Below are 22,071 nucleotides of genomic sequence, written 5' to 3' on the forward strand. Positions count from 1 at the left end.
ATAAAGTAACTAATAGGCGCTCCCATGGCTCAGAACCAACCAATTGATCCGCTGTTTTGCCCAACTGAAACCGCCCTTGGATTGATCGGCGGAAAATGGAAAGGCATGATCTTGTGGTGCATTTGCCGCAAGACCATGCGCTTCAACGAGTTGCACCGGATAATCCCGGATATTTCTCAGCGCATGTTGACCAAGCAACTGAGAGAACTGGAAGATCACAAAATCATTGTGCGGAAAGTGTACCCGCAAATCCCGCCAAAGGTGGAGTACAGTCTCAGTACTCACGGAGAGGCATTGAAGCCAATTCTCGATCAACTCGAAGACTGGTCCCGCTCCTATCTGGAACAGCGTCAGGCTGAGAGCTGACGCACCAACGCAAAATCAACCCGCTTGCCAAACCTTGATGGCATCGACCGGATAAATCAGCATCAGAACATTCAAGGTGAGATTGTCACGGATCACCCAGAGCGCCAGAAACTCAAAAACGATGCCGACCACGACCGTGACCCAGACCGGCATCCGCCAGGCAAAGAAGAAACCGGCGAGCATCCAGAGAATATCGAAAACGGAGTTCAGGACGCTGTCGCCGGTGTACCCGACGGCGATCGTCGCTTCCCTGTATCGGTCGATGATCCAGGGGCTGTTTTCCGCCACTTCCCAGGCCGCCTCGATGAAGATCGCGCCGAGTGCGCGTTCTCCGACAGACCGCTGTTTGAAGACGAACCAAAGCAGCCAATAGAACAAAAAGCCATGGATGATGTGGCTGAAGGTGTACCAGTCGGCGATGTGCTGGGACGACCCGGCCACATCGCTTGCCGGCGTCCAGAACCGCACGTATCCGCACTCACAGATCGGGATTCGGCCCATGAAGAGCAGGATCGCGGCAGTCGCAGCAATCATGAGGACACCGGTGATCAGGCAAGCGCGGTTGGTCATTTTCTCTTTCTTTTTGTTTTAGTTCAGCCACAAAGCCGAGAGACGAAGGACATGCAGGATTTGGGTGGCAATCCTTCCACTAAGTGGGTAGCAGCAATCATTCGATTGGTCATCTATGCAGAGCCGCGTTCAGTCTTGAACGTCACCCCGGGCGCAGCAGAGCGGAGACCCAGGGCCCACTCGTTCGCAGAGCCTTGATGAGAAAACTCAACGCCCCCAGCAAGCAATCCTGCGAATAGTTCCCGGATCAAGTCCGGGACAGCGCACTGGAAGCCAAATCGGTGCGCGCATCACTTGGCGCAGTCCCGGCCTTGCGCCGGGACCTGACCGGAAAAGTCACGCCCTCCAAATCCCGCTGGAGTTTTGCCGCAAATCCCTCTAGAACCTTGCGCCAACGAAACATCAATCCGTCCGGCCTTTTGTGACGGCTTGCGCTCCCGGATCTCCGGTGTGATGCGCAGCCCAGAAGATAGCCTTGTCCGGCGGTTTGCTCAGGAGACACCTAGATGGCCACCAACGGCGCGGCGCCACACCAGACCCGGCGCACCTTTGCGATCATTTCCCACCCGGATGCCGGTAAGACCACGCTAACCGAAAAGCTGCTCCTGTCGGGCGGTGCGATCCGGGCCGCCGGTCAGGTCCGCGCGCGCGGTGAACGCCGCCGGGCCCGCTCCGACTGGATGAAGATCGAACAGGAACGTGGCATTTCCGTTTCCTCCTCCGTCATGACGTTCGAGCGCAAGGGCATCATCTACAACCTTCTCGACACGCCGGGCCACGAAGACTTTTCCGAAGACACCTACCGCACGCTGACCGCCGTGGATGCTGCGGTGATGGTCATCGATGCCGCCAAGGGCATCGAGACCCAGACCCGCAAGCTCTTCGAGGTTTGCCGGCTGCGCGACATCCCGATCATCACCTTCGTCAACAAGATCGACCGTGAAGGCCGGCATGCGCTTGAGATTCTTGACGAAGTGCAGGAAGCCCTCGCACTCGATGTGTCTCCGCAGACCTGGCCAGTCGGCATGGGCTCCGATTTCTTCGGCGTTTATGACTGGCAAAAGAAACAGTTCCACACCTCCGGCGGCGATCGCGGCGGGCCATATGCGGACACCAAGACCCTGTCCGGTTTGGACGACGAGGCCCTCACCGGCACTGTTTTCGACCGGATCCTGGATGAGCTCACTGAAAACGTGGAACTCGGCGCGGAAGGCTATGCGGAGTTCGACAAGGAAAGCTTCCTGGAAGGCCATTTGACCCCGGTGTTCTTCGGCTCGGCCCTGCGCGACTATGGCATTGAGGAAATCCTTGATTTCATCGCCGATTTCGCCCCGCCGCCGCACTCCCAGCCGGCGACCGGCGGGCGGACCATCATGCCGAACGAGGACAAGGTCACCGGCTTTGTCTTCAAGGTTCAGGCGAACATGGATCCGAAGCACCGCGACCGCATTGCGTTCGTGCGGCTGTGTTCAGGCACCTTTAAGCGCGGCATGAAGCTGAAGCACGTGCGCGCGGGCAAGCAAATCGCCGTCTCCGCCCCGATCTTCTTCTTTGCCGAGGAACGCGAGATCGCAGATCTCGCCTACCCGGGTGACGTGATTGGTGTGCCGAACCACGGCCAGCTGCGCGTTGGCGACACCTTGACCGAAGGCGAAAACATCCACGTCACCGGCCTGCCAGCGTTTGCGCCGGAAATCCTGCGCCGCGTGCGCCTTTCCGACACCATGCGCGTCAAGCAGATGCGTCAGGGTCTGCAGGATCTGGCCGAAGAAGGTCTAGTCCAGATCTTCAAGCCGGACCTTGGCTCCAACTGGATCGTCGGCGTTGTCGGCGCGCTGCAGCTCGATGTTGTGGTAGATCGCCTGCGCGCAGAATACGGCACAGAAATTGGCTTTGAGGCCGTTCCCTACACGACCGCCCGTTGGATCGAGACCGACAGCCAGACCCTGCAAAAGATGATCGAAGGCCACCGCATGTCGATCGCCAACGACCGCGACGACAAGCCTGTCTTCCTGTTCAAGAACGCCTGGGAAGTCGGCCACATCACCGAAAAATTCTCCGATGTCACCTTCCGCGAAACCCGCGAGATCGTCTACGAGGGCTGAGAAGCAAAGGGTCTTGTCTGACATGACCGTCACTCTTCGCCCTGTCGCGCCATCCGATTGTGATCTGATTTGCCGGCACCGGCACGACATGTTTCAGGCTGCTGGCGATCAAGAGGCAGCAAAAGCTGCCTTCAGCCCGGCCTATCGAGAGTGGCAGCAAAACGCACTCCAATCCGGGGCTTATTTCGGCTTCATCGCAGAAGTGGGCGGGGTTGCTGTCGGCGGTATCGGGCTGATGGTCATCGACTGGCCTCCCCACCATCTCCACCCGGGTGTCTTGCAACGCGGGTATGTGCTGAACGTTTTTGTCGAACCGGACCACCGGGGAAAGGGCGTCGCCAAACATCTGATGGCCGCATCCGATAAAGCCTTCACGGCGCGCGGGATCACCCATGCCGTTCTGACCGCGACCGATCAGGCCCGGCCGCTCTACGAGAGGGACGGATGGCAGCAAACCGCACAGATGGCCAAGGAAATCCGATAGCGATCGGCCGCCAGGGTATCACGACCGCTCAAAAAACGTCCGTTTGGGTGTCCATAAGGATGTAGACTCCCGCTGCAATCATCACAACAGGGGCGAGACGCTCGAAAAACCTTTCCGTGGCAGGGGTTGGTTTCAGGAGCCGGCTCAAGATGGTTCCAAAAGCCAGCAGCACTGCTACGGCAATCAGCGCGCCGGAGAGCACGAAATGATCGAGCTCGGCGCGCGTGTCGGCAAAAAACGTTGCCATCAAAACGAAGGTGTCGGTGCTGAGCGCCAGGAAAAGCGCGACCACGCCAATAATCGACCCGGGCGTAGGTTTCCTGTCTTCCACTTGTTCGGATTTACGCCGGTTTTTCAGGACTTCGCGAAAGCCGAGAGCGACCGGCACGAGGCCGAGTAGCCCGAGATCAGCTGGCGCAAGGACAGCAGCGCCACTACCGACCAGAACAGCGCCGCCGATAACGACGACCTGTGCCAGCAAAAAACCGGCGATGGCTGCCGGTTTCCGCCCGGTGGCCGCAAGCGCCAAAAAGGCGAACAACCCGTCAATGTTGGTGAGTATGTAGGTGGTTGCGACAGAGAGCGCAAAAAACATCCAGCAGATCCAAGGCCATGGCGTTTCAAGTACGACCATCAGTCATAAACAGGCCAAGGCACCCTGTCCCGAAAAAACCACCATGAGATGGAGACGAAGGATCTGGAGATGAGTTGAAAATAACTTCTCCACACTTAAAAGGCGTGCGCCATCGTAAAAAATCAGGACGCCAAGATTTGGCTTCATAAGAAGAATTAACAAGGATCGTTTTGGCAAATTTCCTTTTTATTTTCCAGAAGCTCAAAAATGCCAGTTTTTATTAAAAAACAGTCGTGTTTTTAAGCAAGCGAAACTTATACTTGCAAGATATTTAAAAATGGCTTGCGAGAGTTTGGGATCGTGTTGTCCACGGAGATTGGGGCCAGTCAGAAAGGAACATCAAAAGCGCCAACCGGGCATCCGCAATCTGATGCACCGGCAGGAAAAGCGCGCCTGAAGCGGATCCACAAGCTGTCCCGCCCGTTCTGGGCGTCCTTTATCATTGGCGCTGTGAGCCTGCTTGTATTTGCAGCGTTCCTGGTCAACGCACTTGACCGGCAAGCCATCACGTCCAGTGAACGGGTCATGGGATCGATCCTTGGGGAACGCCTGGATCGGCTTTCTGAACTGACGTTGGAATACGCCTATTGGGACGAGTCCGTGGACCGCCTCGTCAATGGTTTCGACGAAGATTGGATCGATACAACGTTTATCGAATACATCTATTCTGACCTCGGGATTATCGGTGTTCACGTTCTGGATGGTGAGAATGCGGACCGTTTGCACATCTTCGAAGACTACCGCGCCGACAGGAGTTCCATGGAGCGCTACGGGCCGGATGCCGGCAGATTGATCAACCGGGCACGCAGAACCGAGGAAAATGAAGCGCCAATTCCCGCGACTGCCTTTCTTGGCTCGACCTCCGATTTGTATCTTGCCTCGGCAATTCGGATGACGACCTACGACACAGACAAGATCACCAGCACAGATCATGTTATGGTGTTCGTTCGCCAGCTAGATGAAGCTGCGCTGGCAGATATAGGCGAAAAATTCCAATTGCCGGGTCTCCATATTACGACAGAAGCCCCCTCGTATTTTCAGGCTCATTGGCCAATCCGAACAGAAGACGGCACAACGCTTGCCAGTTTTGTTTGGAACCCGGTTCTTCCAGGCCAGCGGCTGCTGCCCCCCTTGGCGCTCGGCCTGATCATCGTCTATGCAGGCATGATGATCGCGGCCCGAGCGTTCTTGAAGCAGGCGACCCATATGGTTAGTGCTCTGGACGCGGCCAAGAAACGAACCGAGCGGGCCAAGGAGCTGCTTGCGCATCAGGCAAACACGGATGCTCTCACAAACCTCGGCAACCGCTGGAGCTTTGAGCAAACCCTTGACGCACTCTCCGCCAAGGCCGACGGCACCAAGGAATTCGCTCTTGTCTGCTTCGACCTCGACCGGTTCAAGACGATCAATGACACCTTGGGACACGAAACCGGCGATGAAGTTCTCAAATATGTCGGTGAGACCTTAAGCTCGCTCACCTACCCGCAGGACAAAGTCTTCCGGCTCGGCGGGGATGAGTTTGTGATCGTCTACGGCTTGACGGACCGTGAGCGTGTTCTGGCTGTCGCGAAGGAGGCGATCGCGATCCTGTCCCAACGGGTCACCCTCAACGGCCATTCCTGCCACTTTGGGGCCAGCGCCGGCATTGCCTATTCGACCGAACCGGTCAACTTGCTAAGGCGGGCGGATACGGCCCTTTACGCTTCCAAGAAAAAGGGGCGCGGCCAGGTCACGGTCTATATCCCGGATTCCACCGACACATCAGCTCAACGGTTACCTGCGACCGAAACACTATAGCCGTCTATTCAGCAGGCTCACCCATTGGGCGTGCTGGCGCCGGCTCTGTCTTGTCCGGCCGCGTCACCAGATAAACACCGAAAACAATGAGGCCAAGAGCCGGCCAGGCGGTCCAGCCAGGCTGTTCGCCAAGTACAGCTATCCCCAGCAAGGTGCCGATCACAGGAACTGCATAGTTCACTTGCTGCAGCCGGGCGGCCCCGATGCGCGGGATCAAGTAAAAATAGATCAAGGCCGCGAGCGCTGTCGGTCCCAGCCCCAAATAAAGGACCGCGGCCAGCGCCGGTACCGGCGCAGCGGGCAGACCAGGTTCCGATGCGAACAGAGCCATGTATCCTCCCAGCGCCAGCAGTCCAACGAAGACCGAGGCTGCAGCCATTTTCAAGGGCTCTGGATACGGAAAGCGGCGTGAGAAAAGCGCTGTGAAGGCATAACAACAGGCTGCTACGACCAGGCAAAGCTCGGGCAGAAGACTGCCAATCCGGCCTTCACTTAAGTCCGGCGCCGCCAACACGGCGACCCCGGCAAAACCGGCCAGCGCACCGAACACCTTCAGTCTCGTTAGGCTGTCCTCAAAATGGACCAGAGGCGCGGCAACAAGAGTGATGATCGGGGCAATGCCCATGATCAGCGCGGCAAGCCCGGTGTTGACCTCCTGCTCTGCGTAACTGATCAGGAGAAACGGCAAGACATTCCCGCTGAGGCCGACAATGGCCGCAATGATCCAGCCGCGAACCCCGAGGTTAAACCCGCCTCCCCTCAGCAGCAGCACACAGCCCAGAACAGGCGCTGCAATCGCCATCCGCGCAAAGACCAACGTGGCCGGGTTAATGTCTTTGACGGCAACACCAATCGCCAGGAACGAGCTGCCCCACAGCGCGGCGAGCAACGACCACAATAGAAAGTCTCTTGCCTGCATAGGCCTATCCTCTAAACTGCTATGAAAGAAATAGCATGCTATTATTTCAATAGCAATGGAGGACGTATGACCGACATTCCCATTCCCGGAAAGGCCGTCCGCGGATCGCGTAGCGGCGCGCCGATCATGGCCCTGTTCGACTTGCTGGGACGACGCTGGGCAATGGGTGTGGTCTGGACGTTGAGCGAACAGGGGCCCTGCACCTTCCGCGCATTACAGGAGGCTTGCGAGAGCATTTCTCCAGCTGTTTTGAATGCCCGGCTGAAAGAGCTCCGGGCAGCAGGGTTTGTCACACAAGGGGATGGCGGGTATTGCGTGTCACCGCTCGGGCAAGAGGTCTACGAAGCGCTCCTGCCACTGTCCAAAGTGTCGAAGGTCTGGGCCGCGCGCATTGAGCAAAGCGGCTCCGAAGCATCTGAGTAGTTCGTTACTCAGGGACCGAGCCGGATTAAGACGGCTGCGCTGGCAATAATATGCGCGAGCGTTATGACGACGGATGCGCCATGTAGAACCTTGAAACGTTTTGTTTCGCCCGCATCGGTCGCCGCATTGATCATCGGCATCAGGACCTGCCGCGCAAAGATCGCGGACGCCGCGATCAGGACCATCACCACGCAAGAGACCACATCCAGAAACCCGGTTCCAAACGCCGCGGCCAGGGATGCCGCGATCACAAACAGATAGAAGTGGGGAAAGGCTTTCCGGATGAGCGGCCCCGCTGTTTCCGCCGGCAGCGCTGTGAAGACGAAGGCCGCAAAGCCAAAGGAATAAAGTGTCATGCCACCGAACAACAGCGCAGTCACAAGAAGGGTGGCTGAGGTGACGATCATTTCTTCGATCTCCGTGTGACATTGGGAAAAATATAGGGAACGGCTGCCTGGTACTGCCGGAAACGATCCCCGAACTGTGAGGCGAAACGCCGTTCCTTGAGCATCGGTGCGAGCAGACAATACGCTGTTAGAAAACTCGCAACAGCGAGCTGGTCAGGCGTCCAGACCGGCACCGTCCACGTTGTCAGGGCAAAGGACACATAAATTGGCTGGCGGATGATCTTGAAGAGCCCCGTCTCCGGCATGTCTGGGAAGATCGGGCGAATGTTTTGTGCCAGCGACATCCAGCCAAGCGCGCCTGATTGCACCTCAGCGCCTGCGTCGTAACTCGCCTTGATCAACAACAGCCATGAGAGCGTGTAAAGCCCGCACAAAAGCCAAAAAACCGCTCCCTCCGCTTGCCACCAGATCACACCGCTTGGTGTCCAGAACGCGAACAGCAAAAGCAGCTGGAAAGAGGCGATAATGGCGTAGGTCGTGGTCGCCAGTGTTTTGCCGTGTCCGGACGGGGCGAGCGCCGATAGCCACTTCCGCCCGCGCACTGACAGGAGTACCGAATGGGTCAGAGGGAACTGCAGCAAGAGGAACGCATTGGCGAGATACCGCCATGGATCCGGAAGCGTGCCCAGGCTGCGGCTCATCCCGAAAAACATCGCAGCGATCATCGCAAGGACTGCAGCCGCAAAGAGTGTGTGGCAGACAAGACCATATAAACAGGCGAGCGCAATCCGGCCGCGCCCGGACGGGACGGACAACATCCCCGCCACCAGGCGGTGCAGTCTTTTCAAAGGTCTCAGGTCAACCAGCGTCATCGCTGACAGAACCTAGCGTCATGCGCTCTTATCGCCAGTGGCACTTGACGGTTTGTCGCAGAGGTCTGGGAGATCTCCAAATAGTTGGACGAGAAGCGGCCGAAAACCGCCGGAAACCTTGGCGTCCCCAGTCATCTTCCTAGTTACACAGTTGAGAGCTGAGGGAGAACTGAATGTCTGAACCAGTTGTTGCGCAAAAAGCGCCCTATGCGGTCGAAGTTGAAGCGGGCAAAAACTACTTCTGGTGTGCGTGCGGCAAGAGCGCGAACCAGCCGTTTTGCGACGGTAGCCACAAGGGTACGGACTTCGCGCCGGTCAAATACACGGCTGAAAAGGACGGCAAAGCGTTCTTCTGCGGCTGCAAGGCAAGCAGCAAATCCCCGCTTTGCGATGGGACGCACAGCAAGCTGTAAACACGAAACAGCCGGACCGAGGCCCCGATCCGGCTGTCTTCAGATTTTCGTTGTGTCAGGACGCCCGGGCTGCGGACGGCGGCAGTTCGATGTCGATACCCAGCGTGGTGACATCGCCTTCCCGGTCCATTTCAAGACGGACGGCATCGGGATCGATATCGATCCGCTTGGCCACGACCGCCAGAATGTCTTCGCGAAGACTGGAAATCAGCGCTGCATCATCGCTGTTGCCGGCGCGTTCATGCGCGAGAAGGATCTGCAGCCGGTTCTTGGCAACCGAAGCACTTTGGCTTCTCTTGCCAAAAAGGCTCAGGATGTTCATGCCGCCCTCCCCTTGAAGATCTTGCCGAACAAGCCCTTCTTTTCTTCCGGGATGGTGACGGGAATGTTTTCCCCCAAAAGACGGCGCGTTGCTTCCATATAGGCACGGGCAGCGGGCGAACCTTCGTCGGCCAGCGTGACTGGCAAGCCGACGTTGGAGGCCTTTAGGACGTCCTTGCTCTCCGGGATCACGCCAATGAGCGGCACAGACAGGATGTCCACCACATCGTCGGTTGCCAGCATCTCGCCTGTTTTGGCGCGGGCGCTGTCATACCGGGTAATCAGAAGGTGCTTGGGCATGCGCCCGCCCTGCTCCGCAACCTGCGTCTTGGCGTCCAGAAGCCCAATGATCCGGTCGCAGTCGCGCACGGAGGACACTTCCGGGTTGGAAACGATGATGGCTTCATCGGCATGGCGCATGGCCAGTGTCGCGCCGCGCTCAATGCCCGCCGGACTGTCGCAGACGATCCAGTCAAAGTAGTGGCGCAGTTCGCTGATGACGCTGGCAACGCCCTCTTCGGTGAGCGCATCCTTGTCGCGGGTCTGCGAAGCCGGCAGAAGGAACAGGTTGTTCAGCTTCTTGTCGCGCACCAAAGCCTGTTTGATGGTCGCCTCGCCGCGCACCACGTTGACCAGATCGAACACGACGCGCCGCTCGGCACCCATGATCAGGTCCAGGTTGCGGAGCCCAACATCGAAGTCGATGGCACAGACCTGATAACCTTCCTTGGCCAGCGCTGAGGCAATTGCGGCGGATGTGGTTGTCTTGCCAACCCCACCCTTGCCTGACGTGACCACAACGACCGTTGCGTTGCTCATGGTGTTCGTCCCACTTGTTGACGGTGCGGGGACACTTCACGGCCCCGACCGGTGTTAATTCAGTTGTTCAAAAACAAGGCTCTCGTTTTCAAAACGGATCTGCGCCGGTGCATCGCGCAGAGCCGGTTCGAAATCGTCCGCAACCTTGTAAAGACCGTTGATGGACACCAGTTCCGCGTCCAGTTTCGAGCAGAAGATCCGCGCTCCGTCGCGCCCGGAAACCCCGGCCAAAGCGCGTCCGCGCAGGGCGCCGTAAACGTGGATAGACCCGCCTGCGATAATCTCGGCGCCGGAGCTGACCGAGCCGATAATGGTCACATCGCCGTCCGGATGCAGGATGCTCTGACCGGAGCGGACATGTTCGGTAATGACGATTGACGACCCATTGGCCTCTGGCACCGCCCGATGCTGCCGATCTGCTTTCCTGGCAGCCAGCTTCTCAGCAGTTTTGGTCGCCGGGTCGGCAGCCAGTATGTTTGATTTCGCAACCTTTTTGGACGTATCGGTCTTGCCGGCAGTCTTTTGGGCCGCAATCTCGGCTGTAGCAGCCGCCGCTGTCTCCGGTGCGTCCGCAGCAGCGGTTTCCGGGATTTCGACATCTGCTGTCAGACGCCCGCCGCCAAAACTCGGCGGCATTCCCGGCCTGAGGCGCGTTCCGGAAATCCCGTCGATGCCAAAAACACGGATGGAGCGCGCGCTGAGGCCCTCAAGCACGGTCTCAAGTTCCTCGATCGGGATCTTGGTGCCGCGCACGTCCAGAACAATCGGCCGGTCGATGAAAAATCCCGGAGTGCGCGCGATGATCCGGTCGATCTCCTTGAACCAGTCCTGATACGGCGGTTCGGGAGATAACACGATCGCAATGAAGGATTTTCCCTTGAATTTCATCAAAGAGGCCCGGCATCTGTCTCTATCGGAGTGTTTAGTCGCATAAACCTATCATTAACCGAACCGGACAATTGGGCAGCGGCCCGTTTTCCACGGATATCCAATTTCTCCCGAGATTTCAGATAATTGTCTGGTTTGCCGAGCCTTCACAAAGGAGCCCTACCGGCGAACCTGACAAAACTGCCGACTAAATCGACAGGAATCACACGAGATACACGCCGATTCTGCCGATTTCAGCCAAATCCAGTTAACCGAATTCCAGATGAAAGCTTCACTTTTGCCATATTGCAGTGCAATATAAGCTGTCTAACCCTCAACGCGCTGACCAAATCTGGAACAAAAATGAGTAATTTCAGCGATGTAATGGACTATCTAGGCCTGTCTCAGGATGAGGCAGCGAGCGTTCTCAACACATCCGCAGAAGAAATTGTTCGCTGGCGCAACACGAACGAGGCGCCGCCGCTGCACATCTGGCAGTCCCTCGTGCAGATGCTCGACGATGTACGCAGGTCAGCCGAAGAAGCTGCAAAATCCGCCGATCTCGATCATCTGGAGGCGTCCGACCTCAACAAGGTTACGCTCGCCATGCCGAGCCAGATGTCCTCCGACCTTGCCGGCCCGAAACGTGCTGCAACGGCGCTTGCGGTCGCCACCCTTGCCCGGGTGTTTGTCTGAGGCGGCGGTGCGGAGAATTAAACCGGTTAAAAAAATTTGCAAAGCGGCCTGGTTCCGGACCATTCCCGCCTTTGGCCAACCCGGCTTTTCTGCTAACACTTGTGCCGGTGCGGCGCTCCATCAGACCGCAGGAAATCCCCTGACCTTGCCACTCGGCAGATGGCCAGACCCTCAAAAAAACCGCTTCTTCAAGGCCGCTGCCCATGTCCGCATCGCTCAAAGGCTTTTTGTTCGCTCTCAGCGGCTTTGCGATCTTTTCCACCCATGACGCGATCATCAAGACGCTTGGCGGCACCTATCCGGCCTTCCAGATCATCTTCTTTTCGGTCCTGTTCGCTTTTGTGCCCGTCTCCCTGATCATTCTGGCGGACGGCAAGGCGGACAATTTCCGGCCCCGGCGTCCCGGATTGGTGCTCTTGAGATCGAGCCTTGCGATTGTTGCCATGTCCGGGGGGTTTTACGCCTTCACGGTTCTGCCGCTCGCCGAAGTCTATGCCCTCCTCTTTGCTACACCGCTGCTGGTCACCGCCCTCTCCGTGCCACTCCTTGGCGAAACCGTGCGCTTTCAACGCTGGATCGCGGTCATTGTCGGGCTGATCGGCGTGGTGATCGTTCTGCGCCCCGGCGTCAGCGCGCTGTCTGCCGGGCACATGGCTGCGCTCCTGTCAGCCGGCGCAAACTCATTGTCCTCGATCCTGGTGCGCAAGATTGGCGGGCAAGAACGCTCTGCGGTCCTGATCCTTTACCCGATGATCCTGATGCTGATCGTGATGTCCATCTTGATGCCGAGCTCCTACCAGCCGATGGCCATCGGCGATCTCGGTTTGATGGCCGCAATCGGCTTTCTGTCGGTGATTGCCCAATCGGCCATCATCGGCGCCTACCGGGCCGCGCCCGCTGCCGTTGTCGCGCCGCTGCAATACAGCCAGATCCTGTGGGCGGCCCTTTTTGGCGCGCTCTTCTTTTCAGAAACACCGGATTTTTATGTGGCGCTCGGCTCGACGATCATTGTCGCGTCCGGCCTGTTCGTGGTCTGGCGCGAGGCCCAGGAAAACGTCTCCGCCCGCCGCCCGGTCACCCGCAGCGCCAGCTTCCGCTTCAACACCGGCTACGCCTCCAGCGTCAACCGGGCGGAGGACAAGGACGACGAAGAAAAGCCGGATTAGGTGGCAAGGGACTTCGGGGCTGGGGCGTACAATACTCTCTCAAACCTCTCCACCGTCATTGCCGGACTTGATCCGGCAATCCATGCCGTTACCGAACATCTCGGCGTCTGGTCGCAAGCGGAAACGAAACGGAATGGATTACCTCCCCAATCATGCCGGGGACAGGCTCTTCAAGCCGGGTAATGACGGGTGGAGATTTTGGATGGCGGCGGCGGATCCAATGAACACTAAATCCCGGATAGTCCAAATGCACCGCAGCGGACGTCGGCCCTTGCACCATGGCCCAATCCTGCGCACCGCACACCGCCGGTCTAGTCCGGTACAATGCGCGTCTTGGCAAAACGGAAATCGATTTTCAATTTGGCTGCCTCAATCGCGTCGTGAAGCCGACCACTCATGAAGATTTTGCCGCTAAATTTTGGATCAACCCAGAGATCAGGTCCGCCGAGAGCCGAGGCTGATACCGCGATATCTTCGTCTTTCGGTTCAATTGCGCGCCAACGCCTAAATCCGGTCTTCGGGTTTACCGGCCCCGCCGACAGGTTACGACTATCTTCGGGCAAAAGGCAGTCCTTCTGAGACCCGAAGTTCAGAAAATAAAATAGCCCGGGTAGCCGTGTGGTCTTGTCCATTTCGTAGATCGGGAATTCGACCAGTTCGCCGCCGCCAAGATCGAAGTCCTTTAGCAGTTCTGCCAGTTTTCCTTTTACGGCGAGAAATCCATCCACCCAAAACAAGTCTTTGACCCGAGACCATTTCTTCGCCTCAAACACATATGCGGATTCTACGAATTCTTCCCGGCTTAGTTTCTCGCCTTGCGAAGCCCGATTCACATTTTTCCTATGTTCTTCGGTCGGCGCTCCCATTTCAAACTGAGGCGGCGCCCAATCCTGCCCAAAGTGTTTTTCACGAATACCGAGCTTGTTTCCCAGTAAATAGTTGCTTCGAACACTGCTGACCCAGATTTCCTCTGCCACGGACTTAAACTCCCAGAACGGTCTCCACCGCCTTGGCGCAAGCGAGAAGCTTCTCGTCCTTACCGCCCGGCGCGATCAGCATGGCGCTTAAAGTTTTGCCGGCGTTTTGATACGGCAGGGCGATGCCGCAAGCGTCACAGACATTGGCGAGCGAAGGATTGCGCAGGGCCAGAAGATTGAGCCGGTTGAAATCGCCATCATCCGCTAAATCCTCGATTTTCGGCGGCAGAATGGGGGTTGTCGGGAGCAGGAGAATGTCGCTTCCGACCTCGTCCGCAAAGGCCTCAATCAAGGTTTGACGCCGGTTCAGCGTCTGCCGGTACTCGACCGCGGAAATCTCCTCCGCCCGGCCCATGCGCGCATGCACACGCGGGTCGAACTTCTCCGGCGATGTCTGGAAATGATCCTCGTAATGGGCCCGAGATTCCACAGACGTCATGTGCCACGGCGGAACCTTTGCGTAGAGATCGATGACGGCGAGATCCTTCTCGACAACCTCTAAACCGGCCTCGCGCAGTTTTTCGACGACGGCCTTGAAACCCTCGGCAACGGGCGCCTCGATCTCGTTAAAGCCGAAGTTTTTCGGCACCACGAGGCGAGCCGCCTTGGGCTCTTCCGGGATGGTTTCCCGCCCTGCCATCACCTGCCAGGTGAGCTCACATTCCGCGACGGTTTTTGCCATCGGGCCAAAACTGTCCAGACTGTCGGAAAGCGGCCTGCCGCCTGCCATCGACACAGTGCTTTGCGTCGGTTTGAAACCGGTGATGCCGTTGAACGCCGCGGGGATGCGCAAGGATCCGCCGGTGTCGCTGCCGATCGCAATGTCGCACAGGCCCAGCGCCACGGCGACCGCCCCGCCGCTGGTCGATCCGCCAGGTGCACAGCCTGGATAAAGCGCGTTTTCCGGCGTGCCGTAATGGGGATTGAGACCGAGCCCGGAATAGGCAAATTCGGACATGTTGGTGAGGCCGGTGAACACCGCGCCCGCCGCATCCAGCCGGGCAATCGCCGGGGCGTCTTCCGTTGCCGGCGGACTGTTTTTCAGAACGGTCGTGGCCGACGTCGTCACTTCCCCGGCAACGTCGAACAGCGCCTTGACGCTGACCAGCGCTCCGGCAAGTGGACCGTCATTTTCGGACACTTTCGTCGCCTGCTGGCGGGCCCGGGTCTCCAAAAGCTTGATGTAGACTTGGGCCGCCGCAGGGTCGCTGTTTGCCTTCTCCAGGGCCACCTCCAGCCGCTCACCCACCGTTGCTGCATCCCAGGAAACCGCTGCGTTCATTTTCGCCCAACCCTTGCCGAAAGTTCCTATTGTCTGAACCTGATAGCACGATTGGCGGGTCGGAACAGGCTTTTGATTTGAATGCTGTTTCAATTCAAAACCGCAAGGGTGGTCATTCTGCCGTCAAAGGCCTCCTCCCCAATGTCACCCCGGACGCAGCAATGCTGCGATCCGGGGCCCACTCGTTTGCAGAGCGGTCCTGTAGTGTTCGAAGGTCGCGGCAAGCGGCACGGCGAGTAGGCCCCGATCGGGTCGGGGATGACATTAGTGAGCTGCGCTTAAAAACCCTTGCCCGTCATGACCGGACTTGATCCGGTCATCCAGGCCGTTTGCCCTCCACACGAAGAGCCTGACAATTTGGGATCAGTCACGGAATGGATTGCCGGATCAAGTCCGGCAATGACGGAGGGAGTGTGGCTCAGACATCACCCTGTGGAATAGCCGAAAGCGCCCGAGAGACTGAATTGGTCCAGAGAAACCAAACGGGCGCACCGATGGCGCGCCCGCTGCAAAAACAGATGGATTGACCGGAACGATCAGTAGGTCATCATCGGCGCAAGTTCCTTGGCCTGATCGACCCACTTGGTGACCTGGCTTTCGCTCGGCACCTGGCGCACGAGGCTCTTTTCGTCGTTCACTTCTTTCATTTTCGCGGCAAGGTTCGCCGCATTGCGGTGCTTGAGTTCCTTGACGGTGTCCACACCGGCCGCTTCCAGAAGCTCCGAATACTCTTCGCCGACGCCGCTGATGCGCATCAGATCGGCCATATTGGCCCATTTGAGGATGCGCTTGCCGTCAATGCCGGTTTCGGCTTCCAGCGCCTTGCGGCCCTTCGGGTCCTTTGCCCGCTCAAGATACGCTTCCGTTGTCTTGATGCCGATTTCGCCGAGTTTGGCCGCATATGTCGGGCCGATGCCCTCGATCTCATCGATGGAATAAGACATCCTCAATTCACTCCCGTTGCACCGGCGGCCGAACCCTGGGGCAGTTAGACGATCTGGCTCAGTCCCGGAATTTTCGCAATAACCTCATCAACAACGTCATCCCCGGCTTTTTCTTTAGCATAAGAGACGAGTTCTTTGACAAGCCCTTGTACTTCACCCATGCCGAGCCCGGCCTTGTTGAGCTCGTTGAGCGCTGCCATGGCGCCCATCGTGCCCCCCATCATGTTGCCGATACCGCCAAGTAGACCGCCGCCACCTGTTCCTGCGCGCGCGGCCAGAAGATCGCCAGCGCCCGGCAGAGCATCCAGCACCTGCTGCATTTTTTCTGCCGGTGCTTCCTTGTTCAAAAAGCCCAGGATTATCCCGAGACCATCCTCGGCCTGCTGCTGTTCAATGCCGGCTCTTGCCATGATGCGGCTGATCAGTTCTTGCATGTCGTCACGTCCTGAAGATTGCGCCGGAAGCCTCCGGCAAGTTTGAAGTTGCCTCCCTATACAGGCTCGATGACAGCTTCGTCGACGGCATTTGGTCTAACACGCGCAATTTTCAAAAGACTGGGATAGGTTGTTGCCGTATGGGACGGATTCGGGGGACGAATGTGAGCAAGGACAGTCAGATTTTTGTTGGGTTCAGCGGCAAGGACGAAGCACTTTCATTGAAACTGGCCAACCGTCACGGCCTGATCGCCGGGGCAACCGGAACCGGCAAAACCGTTTCTCTGCAAATTCTTGCAGAAGGATTTTCCAAAGCCGGCGTGCCGGTGTTCTGTTCAGACATCAAAGGCGATCTCTCGGGACTGGCCGCGGCCGGAACCTCGAAGGATTTTCTGGAAAAACGCGCCAAGGATGTCGGCATCGACAAGACCTACGGCTATGAAGCCGTGCCGACGGCCTTTTGGGATCTGCTCGGCGAACAAGGCCACCCGATCCGCACGACCGTGTCGGAAATCGGCCCCCTTCTCCTTGCCCGGCTTTTGGAACTGAACGACACCCAGGAAGGCGTGCTCAACGTCCTCTTTGAGCTCGCAGATGACGAAGGCCTTCTGCTGCTCGATCTCAAGGATTTGAGGGCCATGCTGACCCATGTGGCGGAGCGGGCCTCCGAGCTTTCCACCGTCTACGGCAATGTCTCGAAATCCTCGATTGGAGCCATCCAGCGGCGGCTGTTGGTTCTGGAGCGCCAGGGTGGTGAACACTTCTTCGGCGAGCCTGCACTCGACATCCGGGACTTCATCCGCACGGCACCGGACGGCCGCGGCATGGTGAATATCCTGGCTGCCGACAAGCTGATGACGGCCCCGCGGCTTTATGCCGTGTTCCTGCTCTGGCTGCTTTCCGAACTCTTTGAAGAACTCCCCGAAGTTGGCGACCCGGAAAAGCCGAAGCTCGTTTTCTTCTTCGACGAAGCCCATCTCCTGTTCAACGGCGCTCCCAAGGCGCTTCTGGAAAAAGTGGAACAGGTGGTGCGCCTGATCCGTTCCAAGGGGGTTGGGGTCTATTTCGTCACGCAGAACCCGCTGGACATCCCCGAGACGGTGCTGGCGCAGCTCGGCAACCGGATCCAGCACGCCCTTCGCGCGTTCACACCGCGCGATCAAAAGGCGGTGCGGGCGGCAGCCGAAACCTTCCGGCCCAACCCGGATCTCGATACCGAGCGTGTTATCACCGAACTTGGCGTCGGCGAGGCGCTGGTTTCGACGCTGGAAGGGAAAGGCATTCCCTCCATTGTACAACGGACACTGATCCGGCCACCCTGTTCACAACTGGGGCCGGTCACCCAGGCGGAAAGAAGAACCCTGATCCAGTCCAGCCCCGTCTTCGGGCTCTATGAACGTCAAAGAGACCGGGTGTCTGCCTATGAAGTCCTGATGAACCGGGCCGAAGAGACCCAGCGGATGGAGCAAAGACAGGCGGAAAAGGATGATAAGTTCGCGGAAAAACACGGCGAACCACGCCGTACTCGTTCCGGGTTTCAATTGCCGGACTTTGGGCGTGACGACCGCCCCCGCCGGCAAAGCCGCCAAAGGCGGACGCAGCGGCGCAGCCAGCGAGACACGGCTTTCGAAGCCGGTTTGAAGTCAGCCGCCCGAAGCTTCGGTACATCGCTCGGGCGCGCCCTCGTGCGCGGTCTGATGGGATCGTTGAAACGCGGCAACTGAGAGGAACGGAGCAACGGCGATGGCGTCCCCGGAACTGTTGATCGAACAGCGTGCCCTGACCGTCGGGAAATGGTCGAACCTGTTCATGGCGTTTGCCGGCATTCTGGCCTCCTGGCTGTCCCGGTCGGATGCCATGCTCGTTGATGGGCTTTATTCGGCCGTCAATTTCGTTTCTGCGATTGCAGCTGCAGGAATTGGCGCGCGCGTAGGCCTGCCCGCCACCCGAAGCCGCCCATGGGGTCATGACTTCGATGAGGTACTCTATGTCACCTTCCGCAGTCTGATACTGATCGGCATCCTGGTGTTTGCAGGCTTTGTCTCGGGCACCAAGATCTGGACGTTTTTTACTGGTGGCGACGTGCCCGAACTGGTCTTCGGACCGATTGTCATCTACTCGGTGGTCATTGTGGCAATCTGTCTTGCCCTTGCCTTCAATTATCACCGCGCATACCGCAAGACCGGCCAGCGCAGCGCGGTGCTGAAAACCGAATCCCGGGCCGCCATGATTGACGGGGCCTTGAGCGTTGGCACTGGCGCTGCACTCCTGTCTCTGCCCTTCTTGCAAGACACGCCTCTTGGACCTTATGTGCCGATTGGTGACGCGGTGATTGTGGTGCTGCTGATCCTGGTGATCATTTGGCAGCCACTCTCTTCATTCCGGTCCACACTGGCAGATTTGTCCGGCACCAGCGCGCCACGAAAGACTTACTCAAAGGTATCCCGCGTTGCCCGCGATCTTGCAAAAGAACATGGTTACAAGCTGCATCGGGTTGCAGTGCTGCAAGCCGGGCGCATGCACTATGCCGCCATCTACATTGATCCGCTGAAGCCCATCGAGGCCCATGACGTCGACGTTTTCAAGGACAAGGTATCAGGGCGGCTTGAAGATGTGGTCGGGCCAACCCGTGTGGAGGTGATGGTCACCGCCCGCAACGGTCTCAAGACTTCCCCAACGGCGGCAAGCGCTTAAGGAAAACGCATTGCACCTCGCCCAATCTTGTGGCCATTTAGGCCCATCTAAGGGCCGATTGCGAACCGGTCTTTCACACCCTGTCTCTAAATTTAAGGACATGTCATGAGTTCCATCGACAAGGTATTGGCGCGCATTGATGCCGACCTGGACAACAGTCTCGATCGCCTGTTTGAACTCCTCAAAATCAAGTCCATTTCAACCGACCCGGAATTCAAGGCCCCGTGCCAGGAAGCTGCCGAGTGGCTGGAGAAGGAATTGAACGACATCGGGATTGAAGCCTCCGTCCGCGATACGGAAGGCCATCCGATGGTCGTCGGACACCGCAAATCCGGTAAGCCTGGTCCACATGTTCTGTTCTACGGCCACTACGATGTCCAGCCGGTCGATCCGCTAAACCTTTGGAACCGGGATCCGTTCGACCCAGCGATCGAAACCAAGGAAGACGGGACCAAGATCATCGTTGCGCGCGGTGCGGCCGATGACAAGGGCCAGCTGATGACCTTCGTTGAAGCGGCCCGCGCCTTCATCGCAGAAACCGGGGACCTGCCCGTCGATGTCTCGATCCTATTCGAGGGTGAAGAAGAGTCCGGTTCACCGTCGTTGCATCCGTTCCTGGAAGCCAACAAGGACGAATTGTCCTGTGACATGGCGCTGGTCTGCGACACTGGGCAGTGGGACGCGGAGACACCTGCCATTTCCGTCATGCTGCGCGGCATGGTTGGTGACGAAATCATCGTCAAGGCGGCCAGCCGTGACCTGCACTCCGGGTCCTACGGCGGTTCAGCACAAAACCCGAACCACATCGTCGCCAACATCATCGCAGGCCTCCACGATGAGAACGGCAAGATTACACTGCCGGGCTTTTATGATGACGTCATTGACATGCCGGCAGAGGTTACCGCGATGTGGGACAAGCTCGGCTTTGATGTCGAGGCGTTTCTCGGCGAAGTCGGGCTGAAACATCCGCGCGGCGAAAACGATCGCACGCCGCTGGAACACCTGTGGACCCGCCCGACCTGTGAAGTCAACGGCATGTGGGGCGGCTACCAGGGTGCCGGCACAAAGACAGTCATTCCGGCTGAAGCCCATGCGAAGTTCACGTTTCGTCTTGTTGGTGATCAGGATCCGGACAAGATCCAGGAAGCTTTCCGGGCCTACGTGCGCTCCAAGATCCCGGCAGACTGTTCGGTAGAATTCCTTTCCAAAGACGGCAGCCCAGCCCTTAGGCTCGACTTTGCCATGCCGGTTCTGGAGAAAGGCAAGAAGGCCTTGAAAGATGAGTGGGGCAAGGACGCAGCGCTCACCGGCATGGGCGGATCCATTCCGATTGTCGGTGATTTCAAGCGGATGCTCGGCATGGATTCCTTGCTTATCGGGTTCGGCCTTGAGGACGACCAGATCCACTCGCCGAACGAAAAATACAACCTGAAGAGCTTCCACAAGGGCATCCGGTCCTGGGTGCGAGTTCTCGATGAGCTTGCGAAGGACTGAAGTTGAGCTCAAGTCTCCGGCCGCTCAGTGGCGGCCGGATATCCCTGTTCGGAGAGAACCATGAAATCGATTTGCGTGTTCTGCGGGTCAAGTTACGGCGCGCTGGGAGACTACAACGACGCGGCGAAAGCAACCGGTAAGGTCATTGCTGAGAAGGGCATGCGGCTGGTCTATGGCGGGGCGCGTGTTGGCCTGATGGGCAGCGTTGCCGATGCAGCTCTCGAAGCTGGCGGCGAGGTGATCGGTGTTCTTCCGCACTCGCTAAAGGAAAAGGAAATCGAGCACCAGGGATTGACCGAACTGCACCTCGTCAAGTCCATGCACGAGCGCAAGGCTTTGATGGCCGACCTATCTGATGGCTTCATCGCCCTGCCCGGCGGTGTCGGTACTTTAGAAGAGATCTTTGAGGTCTGGACCTGGGGCCAGCTCGGCTACCATCAAAAACCCTGCGGATTTCTCAACATCAATGGCTACTACGACCACCTGATTGCTTTCCTGGATCATCAGACTCAAGAAGGCTTTACCAAGAGAGAAATGCGGAACATGGCGCAGATCGCGGGCGCGCCAGACGAACTCATTGCGCTGTTTGAACGCTATTCTCCGCCATCGACGCCCAAGTGGATCAAGAAGGACGAAACCTGAGTTCACGGGCCAGTCTGCCGATTTGGACGATTGAGACAAAATGCCCTGTGAAGAGTGTTAAAACTGACGAGTGCATGGTTTCCTCGATCCCATTGACGGTGCTAAAACCCGCGTTGTGAAATTGCCTGTTCCCATGGCCGATGGAGTATCTTGTTTATGCGTTCGCCGATTGTTGCGTTCCTTCTGATTTCCGCTTTTCTAATCACAGCCTGTACGCCGTCTGCGAATCTTGCGGCACCGGAAGCTGCGTTCCGGACATCCAATGTCACGCTGCTGCAAATCACCGAAGACCGGGTTGGTGGCATCACCGCAGAAACCGCCTATGCGCCAAAAGCGATTGAGGCCTCTCTTCCCGGCTTTACCACCGAGGGCATTCAAACCGCCGTTGAAAACAACACAGAATGGGCATTGGCCGCCTTTAACACCGACGGTTTTCAAGTCTTGCAGGTGTTCAAAGGGCAAAATGGCAAGGTTCGCACCGTTCATGGCGTTACCCACCATTTGCAGGGTCCCAATGCCGAGCGCATCGGAATGACTTTCGCCGAGATCGGCACCGCGCGCGCTGATTGCCGCATTGGGCGCAACTTGTGGCGTGGTATGGCGATCTGCGAGTCAACCGGCCATCCCAATGTCGAGCTCGTGTTTGCAATTCCTGGTTACACGGGCCCTTTCGATGTATTGCCACCTGCCCAGGAACTCTTTGACGCGCAATTGCAGCGCATCCTTTGGACACCGAAGACCTAGGTCCTGACCAAAACCGAACTGGTTTGAGGAATGCTGCAGCTTTTGCAGCGGGCATTCCTCG

The 22,071-nt window shown here is 57.9% G+C and carries 26 protein-coding genes; 13 read left to right on the forward strand and 13 right to left on the reverse strand.

The annotated features are described in order from the left end of the window. Positions 1 to 24: 24 nt before the first annotated feature. On the forward strand, positions 25 to 366 hold the full coding sequence (locus tag SADFL11_RS10925; protein ID WP_008196291.1) for a winged helix-turn-helix transcriptional regulator: 342 nt from the start codon (positions 25 to 27) through the stop codon (positions 364 to 366). A gap of 15 nt (positions 367 to 381) precedes the next feature. Here the strand turns inward: SADFL11_RS10925 and SADFL11_RS10930 are convergent, their stop codons facing one another. Continuing rightward, positions 382 to 936: a DUF2585 family protein gene (locus SADFL11_RS10930; protein WP_008188766.1), complete on the reverse strand. Its 555-nt coding sequence runs from the start codon at positions 934 to 936 to the stop codon at positions 382 to 384. Between the two features lie 247 nt (positions 937 to 1,183). Continuing rightward, a complete protein-coding gene (locus tag SADFL11_RS25275; protein ID WP_167578977.1) occupies positions 1,184 to 1,339 on the reverse strand; it encodes a hypothetical protein in 156 nt (51 codons plus the stop codon). A gap of 103 nt (positions 1,340 to 1,442) precedes the next feature. On the opposite strand from SADFL11_RS25275, the gene SADFL11_RS10935 reads away from it, so the two are divergent. After that, positions 1,443 to 3,041 (forward strand): peptide chain release factor 3, encoded by a 1,599-nt coding sequence (locus SADFL11_RS10935; protein WP_008191937.1) that lies wholly within the window; start codon positions 1,443 to 1,445, stop codon positions 3,039 to 3,041. Positions 3,042 to 3,063: 22 nt separating this feature from the next. Continuing rightward, entirely contained in the window at positions 3,064 to 3,525 is a 462-nt protein-coding gene (locus SADFL11_RS10940; RefSeq protein ID WP_008192971.1) for a GNAT family N-acetyltransferase, read from the forward strand. 28 nt (positions 3,526 to 3,553) lie between these two features. Here the strand turns inward: SADFL11_RS10940 and SADFL11_RS10945 are convergent, their stop codons facing one another. Beyond that, the gene (locus SADFL11_RS10945) at positions 3,554 to 4,120 is read right to left on the reverse strand and encodes a cadmium resistance transporter (RefSeq protein WP_167578978.1); all 567 of its coding nucleotides are present in this window, start codon (positions 4,118 to 4,120) and stop codon (positions 3,554 to 3,556) included. 339 nt (positions 4,121 to 4,459) lie between these two features. Between SADFL11_RS10945 and SADFL11_RS10950 the strand changes: the two genes are divergently transcribed. Further along, on the forward strand, positions 4,460 to 5,956 hold the full coding sequence (locus tag SADFL11_RS10950) for a diguanylate cyclase domain-containing protein (protein WP_008193591.1): 1,497 nt from the start codon (positions 4,460 to 4,462) through the stop codon (positions 5,954 to 5,956). Between the two features lie 4 nt (positions 5,957 to 5,960). On the opposite strand, the gene SADFL11_RS10955 is transcribed toward SADFL11_RS10950, so the two are convergent. Continuing rightward, positions 5,961 to 6,875, reverse strand: coding sequence for a DMT family transporter (locus SADFL11_RS10955; RefSeq protein WP_008196163.1), 915 nt, complete (start codon positions 6,873 to 6,875; stop codon positions 5,961 to 5,963). A gap of 66 nt (positions 6,876 to 6,941) precedes the next feature. Here SADFL11_RS10955 and SADFL11_RS10960 point away from each other — a divergent pair, with 66 nt between their 5' ends. Then, positions 6,942 to 7,298: a winged helix-turn-helix transcriptional regulator gene (locus SADFL11_RS10960; RefSeq protein ID WP_008194949.1), complete on the forward strand. Its 357-nt coding sequence runs from the start codon at positions 6,942 to 6,944 to the stop codon at positions 7,296 to 7,298. Between the two features lie 8 nt (positions 7,299 to 7,306). Here SADFL11_RS10960 and SADFL11_RS10965 read toward each other — a convergent pair whose 3' ends face one another. Further along, positions 7,307 to 7,705 (reverse strand): DUF4149 domain-containing protein, encoded by a 399-nt coding sequence (locus tag SADFL11_RS10965; RefSeq protein ID WP_228198263.1) that lies wholly within the window; start codon positions 7,703 to 7,705, stop codon positions 7,307 to 7,309. Then, on the reverse strand, positions 7,702 to 8,463 hold the full coding sequence (locus SADFL11_RS10970; protein WP_134852990.1) for a methyltransferase family protein: 762 nt from the start codon (positions 8,461 to 8,463) through the stop codon (positions 7,702 to 7,704). The genes SADFL11_RS10965 and SADFL11_RS10970 overlap by 4 nt, the downstream gene beginning before the upstream one ends. 227 nt (positions 8,464 to 8,690) lie before the next feature. Between SADFL11_RS10970 and SADFL11_RS10975 the strand changes: the two genes are divergently transcribed. After that, positions 8,691 to 8,930 carry a CDGSH iron-sulfur domain-containing protein gene (locus tag SADFL11_RS10975; protein WP_008191849.1) on the forward strand — a complete coding sequence of 80 codons (240 nt, stop codon included), beginning with the start codon at positions 8,691 to 8,693 and terminating at the stop codon, positions 8,928 to 8,930. A 55-nt stretch (positions 8,931 to 8,985) separates the two neighbouring features. On the opposite strand, the gene minE is transcribed toward SADFL11_RS10975, so the two are convergent. Genes minE through minC form a run of 3 tightly spaced genes read right to left on the reverse strand, consistent with a single transcriptional unit; the run spans position 8,986 to position 10,958 of the window. Then, positions 8,986 to 9,252, reverse strand: a complete 267-nt coding sequence (minE, locus tag SADFL11_RS10980; protein WP_008195613.1) for a cell division topological specificity factor MinE — start codon at positions 9,250 to 9,252, stop codon at positions 8,986 to 8,988. Then, on the reverse strand, positions 9,249 to 10,070 hold the full coding sequence (gene minD, locus SADFL11_RS10985) for a septum site-determining protein MinD (RefSeq protein ID WP_008195504.1): 822 nt from the start codon (positions 10,068 to 10,070) through the stop codon (positions 9,249 to 9,251). The genes minE and minD overlap by 4 nt, the downstream gene beginning before the upstream one ends. Positions 10,071 to 10,124: 54 nt before the next feature. Then, complete coding sequence (minC, locus tag SADFL11_RS10990; RefSeq protein WP_008189116.1) at positions 10,125 to 10,958, reverse strand: septum site-determining protein MinC; 834 nt, start codon at positions 10,956 to 10,958, stop codon at positions 10,125 to 10,127. 342 nt (positions 10,959 to 11,300) lie between these two features. On the opposite strand from minC, the gene SADFL11_RS10995 reads away from it, so the two are divergent. After that, the gene (locus SADFL11_RS10995; protein ID WP_134852991.1) at positions 11,301 to 11,633 is read left to right on the forward strand and encodes a hypothetical protein; all 333 of its coding nucleotides are present in this window, start codon (positions 11,301 to 11,303) and stop codon (positions 11,631 to 11,633) included. Between the two features lie 203 nt (positions 11,634 to 11,836). Next, the gene (locus SADFL11_RS11000; RefSeq protein WP_008195359.1) at positions 11,837 to 12,799 is read left to right on the forward strand and encodes a DMT family transporter; all 963 of its coding nucleotides are present in this window, start codon (positions 11,837 to 11,839) and stop codon (positions 12,797 to 12,799) included. 311 nt (positions 12,800 to 13,110) lie between these two features. On the opposite strand, the gene SADFL11_RS11005 is transcribed toward SADFL11_RS11000, so the two are convergent. The 4 genes from SADFL11_RS11005 to SADFL11_RS11020 form a co-directional block, all read right to left on the reverse strand. Further along, the gene (locus SADFL11_RS11005; protein ID WP_008194710.1) at positions 13,111 to 13,776 is read right to left on the reverse strand and encodes a hypothetical protein; all 666 of its coding nucleotides are present in this window, start codon (positions 13,774 to 13,776) and stop codon (positions 13,111 to 13,113) included. Positions 13,777 to 13,780: 4 nt separating this feature from the next. Then, positions 13,781 to 15,058: an amidase family protein gene (locus SADFL11_RS11010; RefSeq protein WP_040451692.1), complete on the reverse strand. Its 1,278-nt coding sequence runs from the start codon at positions 15,056 to 15,058 to the stop codon at positions 13,781 to 13,783. Positions 15,059 to 15,594: 536 nt separating this feature from the next. Continuing rightward, positions 15,595 to 16,002 carry a DUF4332 domain-containing protein gene (locus tag SADFL11_RS11015; protein ID WP_008193820.1) on the reverse strand — a complete coding sequence of 136 codons (408 nt, stop codon included), beginning with the start codon at positions 16,000 to 16,002 and terminating at the stop codon, positions 15,595 to 15,597. A 44-nt stretch (positions 16,003 to 16,046) separates the two neighbouring features. Next, the gene (locus SADFL11_RS11020; protein WP_228198286.1) at positions 16,047 to 16,496 is read right to left on the reverse strand and encodes a DUF2780 domain-containing protein; all 450 of its coding nucleotides are present in this window, start codon (positions 16,494 to 16,496) and stop codon (positions 16,047 to 16,049) included. Positions 16,497 to 16,600: 104 nt separating this feature from the next. Between SADFL11_RS11020 and SADFL11_RS11025 the strand changes: the two genes are divergently transcribed. The 5 genes from SADFL11_RS11025 (at position 16,601) to SADFL11_RS11045 (ending at position 22,010) form a co-directional block, all read left to right on the forward strand. Next, complete coding sequence (locus tag SADFL11_RS11025; protein ID WP_008197051.1) at positions 16,601 to 18,160, forward strand: helicase HerA-like domain-containing protein; 1,560 nt, start codon at positions 16,601 to 16,603, stop codon at positions 18,158 to 18,160. A gap of 19 nt (positions 18,161 to 18,179) precedes the next feature. After that, a complete protein-coding gene (locus tag SADFL11_RS11030) occupies positions 18,180 to 19,130 on the forward strand; it encodes a cation transporter (RefSeq protein WP_008193465.1) in 951 nt (316 codons plus the stop codon). Positions 19,131 to 19,235: 105 nt separating this feature from the next. Then, the gene (locus tag SADFL11_RS11035) at positions 19,236 to 20,624 is read left to right on the forward strand and encodes a dipeptidase (RefSeq protein ID WP_008194175.1); all 1,389 of its coding nucleotides are present in this window, start codon (positions 19,236 to 19,238) and stop codon (positions 20,622 to 20,624) included. A gap of 60 nt (positions 20,625 to 20,684) precedes the next feature. Continuing rightward, complete coding sequence (locus SADFL11_RS11040; protein ID WP_008191776.1) at positions 20,685 to 21,266, forward strand: LOG family protein; 582 nt, start codon at positions 20,685 to 20,687, stop codon at positions 21,264 to 21,266. Positions 21,267 to 21,422: 156 nt separating this feature from the next. Continuing rightward, the gene (locus SADFL11_RS11045; protein WP_008196669.1) at positions 21,423 to 22,010 is read left to right on the forward strand and encodes a DUF1131 family protein; all 588 of its coding nucleotides are present in this window, start codon (positions 21,423 to 21,425) and stop codon (positions 22,008 to 22,010) included. The last annotated feature ends 61 nt before the right edge of the window (positions 22,011 to 22,071 follow it).

Source organism: Roseibium alexandrii DFL-11 (genome assembly GCF_000158095.2).
Lineage (GTDB): Bacteria > Pseudomonadota > Alphaproteobacteria > Rhizobiales > Stappiaceae > Roseibium > Roseibium alexandrii.

Bases quoted from the DNA above. Each gene is read 5' to 3' on its own strand.
- SADFL11_RS10975 (WP_008191849.1), top strand. From the start codon at position 8,691: ATGTCTGAACCAGTTGTTGCGCAAAAAGCGCCCTATGCGGTCGAAGTT.
- SADFL11_RS10940 (WP_008192971.1), top strand. From the start codon at position 3,064: ATGACCGTCACTCTTCGCCCTGTCGCGCCATCCGATTGTGATCTGATT.
- SADFL11_RS11035 (WP_008194175.1), top strand. From the start codon at position 19,236: ATGAGTTCCATCGACAAGGTATTGGCGCGCATTGATGCCGACCTGGAC.
- SADFL11_RS10965 (WP_228198263.1), bottom strand. From the start codon at position 7,705: ATGATCGTCACCTCAGCCACCCTTCTTGTGACTGCGCTGTTGTTCGGT.
- SADFL11_RS10960 (WP_008194949.1), top strand. From the start codon at position 6,942: ATGACCGACATTCCCATTCCCGGAAAGGCCGTCCGCGGATCGCGTAGC.
- minE (WP_008195613.1), bottom strand. From the start codon at position 9,252: ATGAACATCCTGAGCCTTTTTGGCAAGAGAAGCCAAAGTGCTTCGGTT.
- SADFL11_RS10925 (WP_008196291.1), top strand. From the start codon at position 25: ATGGCTCAGAACCAACCAATTGATCCGCTGTTTTGCCCAACTGAAACC.
- SADFL11_RS11015 (WP_008193820.1), bottom strand. From the start codon at position 16,002: ATGTCTTATTCCATCGATGAGATCGAGGGCATCGGCCCGACATATGCG.
- SADFL11_RS11030 (WP_008193465.1), top strand. From the start codon at position 18,180: ATGGCGTCCCCGGAACTGTTGATCGAACAGCGTGCCCTGACCGTCGGG.
- SADFL11_RS11010 (WP_040451692.1), bottom strand. From the start codon at position 15,058: ATGAACGCAGCGGTTTCCTGGGATGCAGCAACGGTGGGTGAGCGGCTG.
- SADFL11_RS11040 (WP_008191776.1), top strand. From the start codon at position 20,685: ATGAAATCGATTTGCGTGTTCTGCGGGTCAAGTTACGGCGCGCTGGGA.
- SADFL11_RS10955 (WP_008196163.1), bottom strand. From the start codon at position 6,875: ATGCAGGCAAGAGACTTTCTATTGTGGTCGTTGCTCGCCGCGCTGTGG.
- SADFL11_RS10935 (WP_008191937.1), top strand. From the start codon at position 1,443: ATGGCCACCAACGGCGCGGCGCCACACCAGACCCGGCGCACCTTTGCG.
- SADFL11_RS25275 (WP_167578977.1), bottom strand. From the start codon at position 1,339: ATGTTTCGTTGGCGCAAGGTTCTAGAGGGATTTGCGGCAAAACTCCAG.
- SADFL11_RS10930 (WP_008188766.1), bottom strand. From the start codon at position 936: ATGACCAACCGCGCTTGCCTGATCACCGGTGTCCTCATGATTGCTGCG.
- SADFL11_RS10995 (WP_134852991.1), top strand. From the start codon at position 11,301: ATGAGTAATTTCAGCGATGTAATGGACTATCTAGGCCTGTCTCAGGAT.
- SADFL11_RS10970 (WP_134852990.1), bottom strand. From the start codon at position 8,463: ATGTTGTCCGTCCCGTCCGGGCGCGGCCGGATTGCGCTCGCCTGTTTA.
- SADFL11_RS11045 (WP_008196669.1), top strand. From the start codon at position 21,423: ATGCGTTCGCCGATTGTTGCGTTCCTTCTGATTTCCGCTTTTCTAATC.
- minD (WP_008195504.1), bottom strand. From the start codon at position 10,070: ATGAGCAACGCAACGGTCGTTGTGGTCACGTCAGGCAAGGGTGGGGTT.
- SADFL11_RS10945 (WP_167578978.1), bottom strand. From the start codon at position 4,120: ATGTTTTTTGCGCTCTCTGTCGCAACCACCTACATACTCACCAACATT.
- SADFL11_RS11000 (WP_008195359.1), top strand. From the start codon at position 11,837: ATGTCCGCATCGCTCAAAGGCTTTTTGTTCGCTCTCAGCGGCTTTGCG.
- minC (WP_008189116.1), bottom strand. From the start codon at position 10,958: ATGAAATTCAAGGGAAAATCCTTCATTGCGATCGTGTTATCTCCCGAA.